The 13,222-nt window shown below is 70.7% G+C and carries 13 protein-coding genes; 5 read left to right on the top strand and 8 right to left on the bottom strand.

Features of this window, described 5'->3' with window-relative positions; genetic code table 11:
• Nucleotides 1–105: 105 nt before the first annotated feature.
• Genes KV106_RS22250 through KV106_RS22235 form a run of 4 tightly spaced genes read left to right on the top strand, consistent with a single transcriptional unit; the run spans nt 106 to nt 3,438 of the window.
• Nucleotides 106–1,026, top strand: coding sequence for a branched-chain amino acid ABC transporter permease (locus KV106_RS22250; protein ID WP_261212390.1), 921 nt, complete (start codon nt 106–108; stop codon nt 1,024–1,026).
• A complete protein-coding gene (locus KV106_RS22245) occupies nt 1,023–1,973 on the top strand; it encodes a branched-chain amino acid ABC transporter permease (RefSeq protein WP_261212388.1) in 951 nt (316 codons plus the stop codon). Before KV106_RS22250 ends, KV106_RS22245 begins: the two co-directional genes overlap by 4 nt.
• Entirely contained in the window at nt 1,970–2,725 is a 756-nt protein-coding gene (locus KV106_RS22240) for an ABC transporter ATP-binding protein (RefSeq protein WP_057594685.1), read from the top strand. The genes KV106_RS22245 and KV106_RS22240 overlap by 4 nt, the downstream gene beginning before the upstream one ends.
• Complete coding sequence (locus tag KV106_RS22235) at nt 2,722–3,438, top strand: ABC transporter ATP-binding protein (protein ID WP_203203123.1); 717 nt, start codon at nt 2,722–2,724, stop codon at nt 3,436–3,438. The genes KV106_RS22240 and KV106_RS22235 overlap by 4 nt, the downstream gene beginning before the upstream one ends.
• Before the next feature lie 7 nt (nt 3,439–3,445).
• Here the strand turns inward: KV106_RS22235 and KV106_RS22230 are convergent, their stop codons facing one another.
• A complete protein-coding gene (locus KV106_RS22230; protein WP_261212384.1) occupies nt 3,446–4,057 on the bottom strand; it encodes a class I SAM-dependent DNA methyltransferase in 612 nt (203 codons plus the stop codon).
• 82 nt (nt 4,058–4,139) lie between these two features.
• Nucleotides 4,140–5,357, bottom strand: coding sequence for a multidrug effflux MFS transporter (locus tag KV106_RS22225; RefSeq protein WP_261212382.1), 1,218 nt, complete (start codon nt 5,355–5,357; stop codon nt 4,140–4,142).
• A 75-nt stretch (nt 5,358–5,432) separates the two neighbouring features.
• Between KV106_RS22225 and KV106_RS22220 the strand changes: the two genes are divergently transcribed.
• The gene (locus KV106_RS22220; RefSeq protein WP_261212380.1) at nt 5,433–6,383 is read left to right on the top strand and encodes an AraC family transcriptional regulator; all 951 of its coding nucleotides are present in this window, start codon (nt 5,433–5,435) and stop codon (nt 6,381–6,383) included.
• Between the two features lie 6 nt (nt 6,384–6,389).
• Here the strand turns inward: KV106_RS22220 and KV106_RS22215 are convergent, their stop codons facing one another.
• The 6 genes from KV106_RS22215 to KV106_RS22190 form a co-directional block, all read right to left on the bottom strand.
• On the bottom strand, nt 6,390–7,847 hold the full coding sequence (locus KV106_RS22215; protein WP_261212378.1) for a SulP family inorganic anion transporter: 1,458 nt from the start codon (nt 7,845–7,847) through the stop codon (nt 6,390–6,392).
• 319 nt (nt 7,848–8,166) lie between these two features.
• Nucleotides 8,167–8,877, bottom strand: coding sequence for an SDR family oxidoreductase (locus KV106_RS22210; protein ID WP_093354325.1), 711 nt, complete (start codon nt 8,875–8,877; stop codon nt 8,167–8,169).
• Nucleotides 8,878–9,207: 330 nt separating this feature from the next.
• A complete protein-coding gene (locus tag KV106_RS22205; protein ID WP_261212454.1) occupies nt 9,208–9,816 on the bottom strand; it encodes a glutathione S-transferase in 609 nt (202 codons plus the stop codon).
• 22 nt (nt 9,817–9,838) lie between these two features.
• Complete coding sequence (locus KV106_RS22200) at nt 9,839–11,554, bottom strand: FAD-dependent oxidoreductase (protein WP_261212376.1); 1,716 nt, start codon at nt 11,552–11,554, stop codon at nt 9,839–9,841.
• Nucleotides 11,554–12,297, bottom strand: coding sequence for an SDR family NAD(P)-dependent oxidoreductase (locus KV106_RS22195; RefSeq protein ID WP_261212374.1), 744 nt, complete (start codon nt 12,295–12,297; stop codon nt 11,554–11,556). Before KV106_RS22195 ends, KV106_RS22200 begins: the two co-directional genes overlap by 1 nt.
• Nucleotides 12,298–12,458: 161 nt before the next feature.
• The gene (locus tag KV106_RS22190) at nt 12,459–13,208 is read right to left on the bottom strand and encodes an SDR family NAD(P)-dependent oxidoreductase (protein WP_261212372.1); all 750 of its coding nucleotides are present in this window, start codon (nt 13,206–13,208) and stop codon (nt 12,459–12,461) included.
• Between the last annotated feature and the right edge of the window lie 14 nt (nt 13,209–13,222).

Raw genomic sequence — 13,222 nt, 5'->3', positions numbered from 1 at the left:
AAGGACGCGAAAGAGACAGGGGAAAACTTTCGAGGTTTTCTTTCGCGTCCTTCGCGAAACCTTCGCGCCCTTCGCGTACGGCTGCCCGCATTCCACTCTCATCCAATGACCCCCATCCTCGTTCTCGAGCAGCTGCTCAACGGCCTCGGCTACGGCCTGATGCTGTTCCTGCTGGCCGCGGGCCTCACGCTGGTGTTCGGCATCATGGACGTGCTGAACCTCGCGCACGGTTCGCTGTTCATGGCCGGCGCCTACGTCGCGGCAGAGGCGCACACGCGCACCGGCTCGTTCGCCGCGGCCATCGTCATCGCGGTGGCGGTCACCGTGGTGGTGGCGCTGCTGCTCGAGGTGCTGCTGATGCGCCGCCTCTACACGCGCGACCACCTCGCGCAGGTGCTCGCGACCTTCGGCGTGATCCTGGTGGCCGACGACCTGGTCAAGATGATCTGGGGCCCCTCGCCGGTGATGGCGCCGACGCCCGCCGCGCTCTCGGGGCCGGTCGAGCTGATGGACGGCCTGCCCTATCCCTCGTACCGGCTGGTGATCCTGGTCGGCGGCATGCTGGTCGCGCTGGCGCTCTACCTGCTCGTGAACCACACGCGCATCGGCATGCGGGTGCGTGCGGGCGCTTCCGACCGGCCGATGGCCGAACTGATGGGCGTGCGCGTGGGCCGCGTCTTCAACGGCGTGTTCCTGCTCGGCGCGGCACTCGCCGCGCTGGCCGGCGCGCTGATGGGCCCGATCGTCGCGGTGCAGGTCGGCATGGGCGAACAGATCCTGATCCCGGCGCTGGTGGTGCTGGTGATCGGCGGCATCGGCTCGGTGCGCGGCGCCTTCGTGGCCGCGCTGCTGGTGGGCATCGTCGACACCATCGGCCGCGCCTTCGTGCCGATGCTGCTGCGCGCCACGCTGCCGCCGGCCACCGCGGCCGACCTCGGCCCGTTGGTGGCAGAGGTCGCGATGTACGCGCTGATGGTGGCGGTCCTTCTCTTCAGGCCCTCGGGCCTCTTCTCGGCACGCGCATGAAAACCCGTCACATCGGCCTCGGGCTGCTCCTGCTGCTGCTCGCGGCCTTTCCCCTGATCGCACCGCTGTTCGGCCTCGAGTTCTACATCGGCTTCGTGCGCCGCGTGCTGATCGTCGCGCTGGCCGCGGCCAGCCTCAACTTCATCCTCGGCTTCGGCGGCATGGTCGCGCTCGGCCATGCGGGCTTCATCGGCGTGGGTGCCTACACGGTGGTGGCGCTCAGCGACGCCGGCACGACCTCGGCCTGGGTGCTGTGGCCCGCGGCCGTGGTGGCGGCCGGCCTGGCCGCCGCGCTGATCGGCACGGTGGCGCTGCGCACGCGCGGCGTCTACTTCATCATGACCACGCTGGCCTTCGCGCAGATGCTGTACTTCGTCGCGGTCTCGCTGCGCAAGTACGGCGGCGACGACGGCTACACGCTGATGAGCCGCCCCACCCTGCTGCCGGGCCTCGACCTCGGCAACGAGAGCAACTTCTACTGGGTGGTGCTGGCGTTGGTGGCGCTTGCGCTGTGGTGGCTGCAGCGCGCCACGCAATCGCGCTTCGGCCATGCGCTGATGGGCATCCGCGACAACGAGACGCGCATGCGCGCGCTCGGCTACCCGGTGTTCCGGCTGCAGCTCGCGGCCTTCGCGATCGCGGGCGCCATCGCCGGCCTGGCCGGCGCGCTGCTCGCGGGCGGCAACGGCTTCGTGAGCCCGGCCACCATGCACTGGACGCAGTCGGCCACGCTGCTGGTGATGGTGGTGATCGGCGGCCTCGGCCGCAGCTGGGGCGGCCCGGTCGGTGCCGCCGTGTGGCTGCTGCTCGAGGAGGCGCTCAAGCAGCACACCGAACACTGGCACATGCCGCTGGGCCTGCTGCTGATCGCCGTCGCCCTGTGGGCGCCCCAGGGACTGGCCGCGCTGTCGCGCCGCCGCGCACCGCTTGCAAAGGCCGCGCCATGAGCCTGTTCAGGATCGAAGGACTGGTCAAGCGCTTCGGCGGCCTGCTGGCGACCGACCATGTGAGCCTCACGGTGGAGCGCGGCGAAGTGCATGCGCTGATCGGCCCCAACGGCGCGGGCAAGACCACGCTGGTGAATCTCATCACCGGCCTGCTCAAGGCCGATGCGGGCCGCATCCTGCTCGACGAGAAGGACATCACCGGCTTCAAGGACCACCAGCGCGTGGCCGCGGGCATGTCGCGCTGCTTCCAGGTCACGCGCGTGTTCGCCAAGGACACGGTGCACGACAACCTGATGCTGGCCGCGCAGGCGCACGCGGGCAGCAGCCTGCGCTTCCTCGCGCCGCGCTCGCGCGAGAAGGACCTGGCCGACCGCGCCGCCGCGCTGGCCGAGCGCGTGGGCCTGGCGCGCGAGCGCGACCGCATCGCCGGCACGCTGCCGCACGGCGCGCAGCGCGCGCTCGACGTGGCCCTCGCGCTCGCGGCCGAACCCAAGCTGCTCTTGCTCGACGAGCCGATGGCCGGCATGGGCCCCGACGAGTCGGCTCGCATGGTGGACCTGATCGAGTCGCTGCGCGCCTCGATGGCGATCCTCCTGATCGAGCACGACATGGACGCCGTGTTCCGCCTCGCCAGTCGGCTCACGGTGCTGGTGCAAGGCCGCGTGCTGATGAGCGGCACGGCCGACGAGGTGCGCGGGCATCCCGACGTGCAGGCGGTCTACCTGGGCACCGAAGCGGAAGGTCACGCATGAGCTCGACGACATTGTTGGAAGCCAGCGCCATCGAGGCCGGTTATGGCGCGAGCCAGGTGCTGTTCGGCATCGACCTGCGCATCGGCGCGGGCGAGGTGCTCGCGCTGCTGGGCCGCAACGGCATGGGCAAGAGCACCCTGCTCAAGGTCATCACCGGCATGCTCGCGCCGATGCGCGGCGAGCTGCGCTTCGGCGGCGCGGCCATCGGTGGTCACAAGCCCGATGCCATCGCGCGCCGCGGCGTGGCCATCGTGCCCGAGGGCCGGCACGTGTTCCCCAATCTCAGCGTCGACGAGCACCTGCGCGCCTTCGCGCGCCCGCGCCCCGGCAGCGCGCCGCGCTGGACCGTCGAGGCGCTCTACGGCCTGTTCCCGCGCCTCGCGGAGCGCAAGGCCAACGCGGGCAACCAGCTCTCGGGCGGCGAGCAGCAGATGCTGGCGATCGCGCGCGCGCTGTCCACGCATCCGCGCCTCTTGATCCTCGACGAGGCCACCGAAGGCCTGGCGCCCGTGATCCGCGAGGAGATCTGGCACTGCATCGCCACACTCAAGTCCGAGGGCGAGGCGATCCTGGTGGTCGACAAGTACGTGCAGCGCCTGCTGCCGCTGGCCGACCGGCACGTGATCCTCGAGCGCGGGCGCGTGGTGTGGCAGGGCGACTCGGCCGCGCTCGATGCCGACCGTTCGCTGTGGACGCGCTACCTGGGCGTGTAGGCGGCGTTCATCCGCGCGGACGGCAGGCCAGGAAGCTGGCCCAGCGCACGTCCTCGCGGCCGATCCACTGCCGCTCCCAATCCAGTCGCAGCCCGGTCGCCGCGAGCTGCGCGGCGAACCGGTCGCGGTCCCAGTACACGGTCTGGTAATCGCCGTTGGTCTCGCCCTCGCCGATGCGCATGCCCGCGAGGAAGACGCCGCCGGGCGCGAGCGCGTCGAACACCTTGTGCAGCACCGGCGCGATCTGCGCGCGATCGACATGGATCAGCACGGCCATCGCGAGAATGGCGTCGTAGGGCCCGCCCAGCGGGTCGGTGACCACGTTGAGCAGCGCGCCCTGCTTGCCGCGCTCGGCCTGCAGGTCGAGAAAGGCCTGCGTGGCATCGGTGCGCCGCACGCTCGCGCCCAGGGACTCGACGAAGTCGGCATCGCGCCCCGTGCCCGAGCCGACCTCGAGCACGCTGCCGCCCGCGGGCATGCACGCCACCATGCGGCGCAGCGCGTCCTCGATCTCGGGCGGCGGATGGTCCGCCACGATCGCGTCGTAGTCGCGCGCGGATGCCTGGTAGGACTGGAGGGTTCGCTGCATGCTGTCGAGCACCGGGGCGGGGATGTCCATGGGAGCCTTTCCGGTCCATCGGGCGCCGACGGAACGCGCAAAGGCTAGGCCCAAGGCCGCACCTTGCTCACGGGGCAATCACTTAGAACCCCTGCATGACACCGGGCACGCGCCGCACCGGCGGCAGGGTGCGCAAGGCCAGAGTCAGCACGACCGCCGCGCAGCCGGCGATGCCCGCCACCATCGGCAGCGGCGTGCCGTCGGCGAACGGCGCGACCAGCGCCACCATCACCGCGCCGCCCGCGAAGTTCATCGTGCCGATCAATGCCGAGGCCGTGCCCGCGAGCGCGGCATGGCCTTCCATCGCGAGCACGAAGGCCCCGGGCACGATCAGGCCGTTGAGACCGAAGCCGATCATCAGCAGCGCCACCAGCACGGCGAGCCGGTCCACGCCCGCGAGCGTGAGCGCCAGCAGCAGCCCGATGGTGGCGGCCTGCGCGATCACCGCGGTGCGCAGCACGCGCCGGATGCCGAAGCGCGCCACCAGCCGGCCGTTGGCCTGCGACAGCGCGAGCAGAGACACGGCATTGAGCGCGAACAGCACCGCGTACATGCGCGGCGAGACGCCGAAGTGCGTGCTCATCACGAAGGGCGAGTTGGCCACGTAGACGAAGAAGCTCGAGACGGTGAACGAGGCCATGAAGGCCAGCGCCATGAAGTGGCGGTCGCGCAGCAGCACGCCGTAGCCGGCCATGGCGCTGCGGAAGTTGCTCGACAGCCGCGCGGTGGCGGGCCGGGTCTCGGGCAGCAGGCCCAGCAGCATCGCGAGGCCCGCGAGTCCGACGGCGGCAACGGCGACGAACACGGCGCGCCAGCCCAGGCTCTCGGCCACGAGGCTGCCGGCCAGCGGCGCGAGGATCGGCGACACGCTGTAGACCATCAGCAGCAGCGACATCATCCGCGCCGCCTCGGGCCCGGTGTACAGGTCGCGCACCACGGCGCGCGGCGTGACCATGCAGGCGCAGGCGCCGAGCCCCTGCACGAAGCGCAGCGCGACCAGCACGCCCACGTTGGGCGCGAAGGCGCAGCCGATGCTGGCGAGCATGAACAGCACGAGGCCCGCGACCATCGGCCGGCGGCGGCCGAACATGTCCGACAGCGGGCCCGCGACCAGCTGGCCGGCGCCGACCGCGATGAAGAAGGCCATCAGGCTGGCCTGCATCGCATGCGGATCGGCGCCCAGCGCGCGCCCGATGGCGGGCAGCGCGGGCAGGTACATGTCGATGGCGAAGGGGCCGATGGTGGTGAGCAGGCCCAGCACGACGGCGTGACGGAAAACTGGAGCGTTCGAGGAGGACATGCCCCGATGGTCGCGCGCAGCCGTGAATGATTGAATAATCATCAGCACGCATTTCCTATTCATTCGTACAGAATCATGGATCCCTTGTCCGATGTGCTGGCCATGCTCACGGTGAGCAGCACGCTCTCGTCGCGCTTCGAGGCGCGCGGCCGCTGGGCCTTCCGCTACGGGCACTACGCCTCGCACATCAAGCTGGGCTGCGTGCTCGAGGGGCGCTTTCGCATCGAGGTCGAGGGCACGGCCGCGCCGGTAATGCTGGAGGCCGGCGACTTCTTCCTGCTGACCAACGGCCTGCCCTTCTCGGCCGCGAGCGATCCGCCCGGGCCGCTGCAGGACGGCACGCGCCTGAGCCGCGAGCAGCGCGGCCCCGACGGGGTGCTGCGCCACGACGGCCTGGACGCGAGCGACGCGACGCGCGTGGTGCTCGCGAGCGGACGCTTCGCACTCTCGGGCGAAGCCGGCGAACTGCTGCTGCGCCACCTGCCGCCGCTGATCCACCTGCGCGCGAGCGATCCGGGCGCGCGGCCGCTCGAGGGCCTGCTCGACCTGATGGGCTGGGAAACGGCCGAGCTGCGCCCGGGCTCGACCCTGGCGCGCACCAACCTCGCGGCGCTGGTGCTGGTGCAGGCGCTGCGCGTGCATCTCGCGAACGCGCCGCAGCCCGAGGGCTGGCTCGGCGCGATGACCGATGCGCGCATCGGCGCCGCGCTGTCGCGCATGCATGCCGACATCGCGCAGCCCTGGACGGTGGAGCGGCTGGCGCAGACGGCCAGCATGTCGCGCACGGCCTTCGCGCTGCGCTTCAAGGCGCTGACGGGCTCGACGCCGCTCGACTATCTCGGCGGCTGGCGCATGACGGTGGCGCGCCATGCGCTGCGGCACGGCGACGAGGGCATCGCGCGCATCGCCGAGCGCGTGGGCTACCAGTCGGAGACGGCCTTCAGCGCGGCCTTCCGGCGCGCGGTGGGCGAAAGCCCGGGGCGCTTTCGCAGCCAGGTGCGCGCCGAGGCGGCCGCCGAAGTCTGAGCCGGCTCACTCGGGCGCCGCGTCGAGGCGCAGCACGAGGTCGCGGCTGGCCTGGTTCATGCCGCTCACGTCGACCGCGCTGCCGTGCTTGCGCAGCCGCTCGACCACCTTGCGCAGCGCCGCCACGGCGGTCACGTCCCAGAAGTGCGCCTGCGAGACGTCGATGCGCACCGGCGCGCCGTCGATCTCGCGCACGTCGAAGGCATCGACCAGCATGTCGGCCGAAGCGAAGAAGACCTGGCCGCTCACGGCGAAGCGCCAGGCGCCCTCGTCGTCCCGCCGCCCCTGCACCCGCAGCAGCCGCGCCACCTTGAAGGTGAAGAAGACGCCGCTGAGCAGCACGCCGATGCCCACGCCCGCGGCCAGGTTGTCGGTGGCGACGGTGACGGCCACGGTGGCGAGCATCACGACGCTCGACAGGCGCGGATGGCGCACCAGCGTGCGCAGCGAGCCCCAGTCGAAGGTCGAGGCCGAGACCATCACCATGATCGCGACCAGCGCCGCCACCGGCACCTGCGACACCCAGGGCTTGAGCAGCACCATGAGGATCAGCAGGAAGGCCCCGGCGAACAGGGTCGAGAGCCGGCCGCGGCCGCCATAGCGCACGTTGCTCACGGTCTGGCCGATCATTCCGCAGCCCGCGATGCCGCCGAAGCAGCTGGCCGCCACGTTCGCGAGGCCGAGGCCGCCGCACTCGCGGTTCTTCGAGCTCGGGGTGTCGGTGAGTTCGTCGACCACGCTCGCGGTCATCATCGATTCGAGCAGGCCGACCATCGCGATCGCGAAGGCGGGCAAGGCGATGATGCGCAGGGTCTCGAGGGTCAGCGGCACGGCGGGCAGCGCGAACATGGGCAAGGCATCGGGCAGCTGGCCGAGGTCGGCCACGGTCTTGAGCGGCAGGCCGAGCCACTGGCCCGCGAGCGTGACCACCACGATGCACACCAGCGGCGACGGCACCGCGGTGGTGAGGCGCGGCAGCAGGTAGATGACCGCGAGCCCGAGGCCGACCATCGCCCAGGTGGCGGCGTTGGCGCCGATGAAGTGGGGCATCTGCGCCGCGAAGATCAGGATCGCGAGGGCGTTGACGAAGCCGGTGCGCACCGACGACGACACGAAGCGCATCAGCACGCCCAGGCGCAGCAGCCCGAAGGCGATCTGCATCGCGCCCGCGAGCAGGCCGGCCGCGAGCAGATAGGCCAGGCCGTGCGCATGCACCAGCGGCGCGGCCACCAGCGCCACCGACCCGGCCGCGGCCGAGACCATGGCGGGGCGCCCGCCGGTGAAGGCGATGACGATGCCGATGACGAAGGAGGCGAACAGGCCCACCGCGGGATCGACACCGGCGACGAAGGAAAAGGCGATGACCTCGGGAATGAGCGCGAAGGTGGCGACGGCGCCGGCCATCAGTTCGCGCGGAATGCTCGGGCACCACTCGGTGCGCAGGCGGCTGTAGCGGGAAGACATGGAGAAAACGGAAAGCAGCCCGCGTGCCGGCAAGGCATCGCGGGACGTTGGAAGGCATCGCGCCGGCTGGCGGCGCAAGGGAGAAAGCGGCGGGCGCTGCCGCCGCGCTTCATTCAATGCGCCAGGATCAAGGGGGAGTCAGCCGCGAGCAGCCCGATTGCCGGGACTGGCTGTCGCGCGCGATGCGAGCGAGCGCATAGCAGGAGGCGCGCCGGCGGGCATGCCGGCTGAAGAGAAGGACGTCCGCGCGAAGCTTGTTGGGATGGCGGGACGTCCTCGGGCACATGGGCGCCGATTGTAGGCAGCGCCCATGACCGCCTCAGACGGAGCGCGTGATGCCCCCGTCGACGCGCAGGTTCTGGCCGGTGATGTAGCCCGCGCCATCGGAAGCGAGAAAGCCGATGGTGGCGGCGATCTCGTCGCTGCGTCCGTAGCGGCCCATGGGAATGCGTTCGCGGAACACTTCTTTCTCGGGCAGGCTGTCGATGAAGCCGGGCAGCACGTTGTTCATGCGCACATTGTGCTCCGCATACTGGTCGGCAAAGAGCTTGGTGAAGGCGGCGAGGCCGGCGCGGAACACGCCCGAGGTCGGAAACACGGGATCGGGTTCGAAGGCGGCGAAGGTCGAGATGTTGATGATGGCGCCGCCCCCCTGCTTGACCATGTGCGGCGTGACGAGGCGGCTGGGCCGCACGGCGCTCAGCAGGTAGACGTCCATGCCGCGGTGCCAGTCGTCGTCGGTGATTTCCAGAATGGGCGCGCGCGGGCCGTGGCCGGCGCTGTTGACGAGCACGTCGATGCGGCCCCACTCGGCGATCACGCGGTCGACGAGTTGCTTGAGGTCGTCGTTCGACTGGTTGGAGCCGGTCACGCCGATGCCGCCCAGCTCCTTCGCGAGGGCCTCGCCCTTGCCCGAGGAGGAGAGGATGGCGACACGAAAACCGTCCTGCGCGAGCTTGCGGGCCGCGGCGGCGCCCATGCCGCTGCCGCCTGCGGTGACGATGGCTACCTTTTTTTGCTCAGAAGACATTCGGGGTCCTTGGTTTCTTGCGGAGGGTGGCATTTAGCCAAGGAATTGGTTGTCTTGCCAGGTTGGGCGTTTTTTGTTCGGGGCGCGTGCACAGGACAGCGGGTACTTCCCTCCGCGAATGTCCCCCGCCTTCGGCTCCTCCTTTATTTCGCTGCGGGAAGCACCCACTGCCCTGTGCACGGAGGCGCAGCAGTGGTGCCAGCCGGTTCAACCGACCTGCTCCAGACTCACGTCGATGGGGTACTCCCCGCAGCGAAATCAAGGAGGAGGCCGAAGGCCGGGGGACATTCGCGGAGGGGAGTACCCCGTCGGCGTGAGCCCGCTCCAACCTCAAGCAGTAGGCAACGTCGCCTGCATGGAGGCCCGCCGATTGAACGCTTCGAACCACTCAGCGCTGCGAGGCGCCTGAGCACGCCAATCCACATCCGGAAACCGGAAGTCCATGTACCCCAGCGCACAGCCGAAGGCGATGGTCCCGATGTCCACCCGTTCACCGAATCCGGCCGCTTCCTTCTCGAGCCATTCGAGCCCCGTGCGCACCTTCGCGAGCTGGCCGTCGGTCCAGTCGGCCCAGCGGAATTCCTGCGGACGCAGCACGTTCTCGTAGCGCGCGAGCAGCGCGGCGGCGGTCATGCCGTCGGCCAGCGAGAGTTCGGTGAGACGGGCCCAGCGCTCCTTGCCCGAGGCGGCGAACAGCGTGCCGCCCTGCTGGTCGTTGAGGTACTCGCAGATCACGCGGCTGTCGAACAGCGCCTGGCCATCGTCGGTAAGGAAGGTCGGCACCTGGCCCAGCGGGTTGGTCGGCAGGATGGTCGCGTCGCGCTTCACCGGGCCGGCCGCGCTCGGCAGGCGCTCGATGCGCTCGGCGATGCCGAGCTCGTGCGCGACGACCATGCATTTGCGCACGAAGGGGGAAGCGGGGGAATAGAAGATCTTCATGATGGGTGTGAAGTGGGTGGGGTCAGGCGTGTTCGTCATGGCCATGGGCCAGGTGCATGCCGGCGGCCCAGCCGAAGGTCAGGGCCGGTCCGAGCGTGATGCCGGGCGCAGGATACTCGCCCCCCATCACCGAGTGCATGTCGTTGCCGGCCACGTACAGGCCCGCGATCGGCGTGCCGCGCGTATCGAGCACGCGCGCATGGCCATCGGCGCGCACGCCCAGTGCCGTGCCGATGTCGCCGGGATAGACCTTGACCGCGTAGAAGGGTGCCTTCGCGACCGGCGCCACGCAGGCATTGGGCTGGTGCTCGGGGTCGCCGAGGTAGCGGTTGTAGGCCGTGCTGCCCTTGCCGAAGGCCGGGTCCTCGCCGCGCGCGGCCGGTGGGTTGAACGCGGCCACGGTGCGCGCGAAGCCGTCGGAGTCGACGCCGGCCTGGCGTGCCAGTGCCTCGAGCGTGTCGGCGCGGTACAGGTAGCCGGCGCGCACCAGGTGCTCGCGCGAGCGCCCGCCCGGCAGCGCGAGGCCCAGGCCCCACTTCTCCATGAAGTCGCTGTCGCACACCAGCAGCGCCGGAACGCTCGTGCCGGCCTCGTTGGCCTGGTACATGCCGCGCACGAACTCGTGGTACGAGCTAGCCTCGTTGACGAAGCGCTCGCCGCGCGCATCGACCGCGATCAGCCCGGGCTTGGCGCGGTCCCACACCAGGTGCGGATAGCGCAGCATGCTGCCGTCGGGGCGCTTCATCATCGACACCGGTGCCCACAGCGCCGGGCCCGTGTGGCCGGTGCCGAGCACGCCGCCGGCCTGCCGCGCCATCGCGATGCCCTCGCCGACATTGCCCTGCGGCGACATCGAGTAGGGCCCGGTCGGCGCGGGATAGTGCTCGGCGCGCATCTGCGCATTCCACGGAAAGCCGCCGGTCGCGACCACCACGCCGCGCCGCGCCTGCAGCACGATCTCGCGGCCATCGCGCTTCACGCGCACGCCGGTCACGGCACCGCCCGCATCCTGTTCGAGCGCCAGCGCGGGCGTCTCGAGCCAGAACGGGATCTTCTCCTTCAGCAGCCCGTGGAACAGCCGCCCCGCGAGCGCATTGCCCAGCAGCAGCCGCGTGCCGCGGTGGTGGCCGCCCAGGCGGTCGGCGAAATAGCGCAGCACCAGCTTCATGCCGTGCTTCCACGACGCGAACGAGCGCGTGACCGCGAGCAGGTGCTTCACGTCGGTCATGTTGACCATCATCCCGCCGAGCACGCAGAACTCGGGCAGCGGATCGCGCAGGGTGCGGAAGTGCGGGCCGAGCAGCCGGCCGTCGAACTCGATCGGATCGAGCGAGCGCCCGCCCATCGCGGCGCCCTCGCGGTCGGGGTGGTAGTCGGGCGAATAGGTGCGCGCGGCGAGCTGCACGTCGGTGCGCTCGCGCAGGTAGCGCAGCGCGCGCGGTCCGGCTTCGAGGAAGGCATGGCGCAGCGCCTCGTCGCCGGCCGCGCCCACCGTGTTGCGCAGGTAGGTCAGTGCCTTCTCGGGCGTGTCGGGATGGCCCGCGGCCTCGGCCTGGTCGTTGAGCGGCACCCACACCGCGCCGCCCGAGATCGCGGTCGATCCGCCGATGCGGTCGGTCTTCTCGATCACCAGCACGTCGAGCCCTTCGAGCTTCGCCGTGAGCGCGGCCGCGAGCCCGCCCGCGCCGCTGCCGATCACGACCACGTCGTACTCGGTCTTCTCCTGCGATGGCGCCATCACGCCCCCGAGCCGCCGAGCGACTTGCCGCCGTCGACGAACAGCACCTGGCCCGTGACGAAACCTGTGGCCGGCGAGGCGAAGAAGGCCACGGCCTGCGCGATGTCCTCGGGCCGGCCGGCCGCGCCCGTGGGCTGCAGCGCGAGCTGCGCGGCGCGGCGCTCGGGCGTGAGCGCGCGCAGCAGCGGCGTGTCGATCAGGCCCGGCGCGATCGCGTTCACCAGGATGCCGCGCGGCGCGAGCTCCATCGCGCTGGCGCGCGTGTAGCCCACCAGCGCGGCCTTCGAGGCCACGTAGTGCGGATGGTTCTTCGCGCCCAGGTAGGCGCGCGAGGCGATGTTGACGATGCGCGCGCCGTCGGCCATCTTGCGCGCGGCCTCCTGCGTGAGCGTGGCCACCGCGAGCAGGTTCACCTCGTACATGCGACGGAAGTCGGCCGAGCTCACGTCCATGAAGGCGCGCTCGTCGAAGATACCGGCGTTGTTCACCAGCGCGGCGAGCGGCGGCAGCGACTGCACCATCGCGCGCACCGCGGACTCATCGGTCAGGTCGATGGCGCGGTAGTCGACGTCGAGGCCGGCGGCGCGCAGCACCTGGGTCTCGCGCTCGGCCAGCGCGCCGTTGTAATCGGCCATCACCACGCGCCAGCCGTCGCGCGCCAGGCGCTCGACGATGGCGCGGCCCATGCCGCTGGCGCCGCCGGTCACCAGGACCAGCGGCTTGTCTTCACTGCTGTCGTTCATCGTTGTTCCTTGAGAAGTTCAGGAAGCCAACAGCCGGACGCAGAGGACGCGAAGGTTCCGCAAAGAACGCGAAAAAGAATCCAGAGACATCTTCTTGAATTTCCCTTTTGCGACCTTCGCGGAACCTTCGCGTCCTCTGCGTACGGCTGTCCGCATTCGCGTCATGCCGCCAGATAGCCGCCATCGACCGGCAGCACCACGCCATTGACGTAGCTGGCCATCGAGGAGGCGAGGAAGACCACCGGCCCGGCGATCTCGTCGGCCTCGCCGTGGCGCTTGGTGAGCACGCGGCTCATGTACCAGTCGGTGCCGTGCTCGGTCTCGCGCTGGCCGGCCGTCATGTCGGTCACCATGAGCCCGGGCGCCACTGCGTTCACGCGCACGCCCCAGGGCGCGAGGTCGCGCGCCAGCACCTGCGTGAGCGAACGCACGCCGCCCTTGGCCACCACGTAGCCGGCCGAGGAGATGCCCGCGCCGAAGGCCACGATCGACGACAGGTTGACGATGCTGCCGTGCGTGCGCTTGAGGGCGGGCACGAAGGCCTGCGTGACGTTGAACACGCCCTGCAGGTTGACCGACAGCACGCGGTCCCAGGCCTCGCGCGCGCCGGGCTCGTCGAACTTCGAGCGCGCCGAGATGCCGGCGTTGTTCACCAGCACGTCGATGTCGCCGTGCGCCGCGGCGATGCGCGCGGCGAGCGCGTCGACCGCCGCCGCGTCGCTGACGTCGACGCTGTCGGCATCGGCGCGCCCGCCCGCGGCGCGGATCGAGGCCGCCACCCGTTGCGCGGGCTCGAGGTCGCGGTCGACCGCCAGCACGTGCGCGCCTTCGGCCGCCATGCGGCGCGCGATGGCCTCGCCGAGGCCGCGCGCGGCGCCCGTGACGAGCGAGAGCTTGTCCTTCAGAAGCATGGGAATTCCTTTGC

This window comes from Variovorax endophyticus, from assembly GCF_025376855.1.
In the GTDB taxonomy this organism is placed as follows: Bacteria; Pseudomonadota; Gammaproteobacteria; order Burkholderiales; family Burkholderiaceae_C; genus Variovorax.
This window is presented reverse-complemented; position numbering and strand designations above follow the sequence as displayed.

What these genes read in the sequence shown, in the direction of transcription:
- KV106_RS22250 (WP_261212390.1), top strand. Translation starts at nt 106, where the DNA reads ATGACCCCCATCCTCGTTCTCGAGCAGCTGCTCAACGGCCTCGGCTAC.
- KV106_RS22245 (WP_261212388.1), top strand. Translation starts at nt 1,023, where the DNA reads ATGAAAACCCGTCACATCGGCCTCGGGCTGCTCCTGCTGCTGCTCGCG.
- KV106_RS22240 (WP_057594685.1), top strand. Translation starts at nt 1,970, where the DNA reads ATGAGCCTGTTCAGGATCGAAGGACTGGTCAAGCGCTTCGGCGGCCTG.
- KV106_RS22235 (WP_203203123.1), top strand. Translation starts at nt 2,722, where the DNA reads ATGAGCTCGACGACATTGTTGGAAGCCAGCGCCATCGAGGCCGGTTAT.
- KV106_RS22230 (WP_261212384.1), bottom strand. Translation starts at nt 4,057, where the DNA reads ATGGACATCCCCGCCCCGGTGCTCGACAGCATGCAGCGAACCCTCCAG.
- KV106_RS22225 (WP_261212382.1), bottom strand. Translation starts at nt 5,357, where the DNA reads ATGTCCTCCTCGAACGCTCCAGTTTTCCGTCACGCCGTCGTGCTGGGC.
- KV106_RS22220 (WP_261212380.1), top strand. Translation starts at nt 5,433, where the DNA reads ATGGATCCCTTGTCCGATGTGCTGGCCATGCTCACGGTGAGCAGCACG.
- KV106_RS22215 (WP_261212378.1), bottom strand. Translation starts at nt 7,847, where the DNA reads ATGTCTTCCCGCTACAGCCGCCTGCGCACCGAGTGGTGCCCGAGCATT.
- KV106_RS22210 (WP_093354325.1), bottom strand. Translation starts at nt 8,877, where the DNA reads ATGTCTTCTGAGCAAAAAAAGGTAGCCATCGTCACCGCAGGCGGCAGC.
- KV106_RS22205 (WP_261212454.1), bottom strand. Translation starts at nt 9,816, where the DNA reads ATGAAGATCTTCTATTCCCCCGCTTCCCCCTTCGTGCGCAAATGCATG.
- KV106_RS22200 (WP_261212376.1), bottom strand. Translation starts at nt 11,554, where the DNA reads ATGGCGCCATCGCAGGAGAAGACCGAGTACGACGTGGTCGTGATCGGC.
- KV106_RS22195 (WP_261212374.1), bottom strand. Translation starts at nt 12,297, where the DNA reads ATGAACGACAGCAGTGAAGACAAGCCGCTGGTCCTGGTGACCGGCGGC.
- KV106_RS22190 (WP_261212372.1), bottom strand. Translation starts at nt 13,208, where the DNA reads ATGCTTCTGAAGGACAAGCTCTCGCTCGTCACGGGCGCCGCGCGCGGC.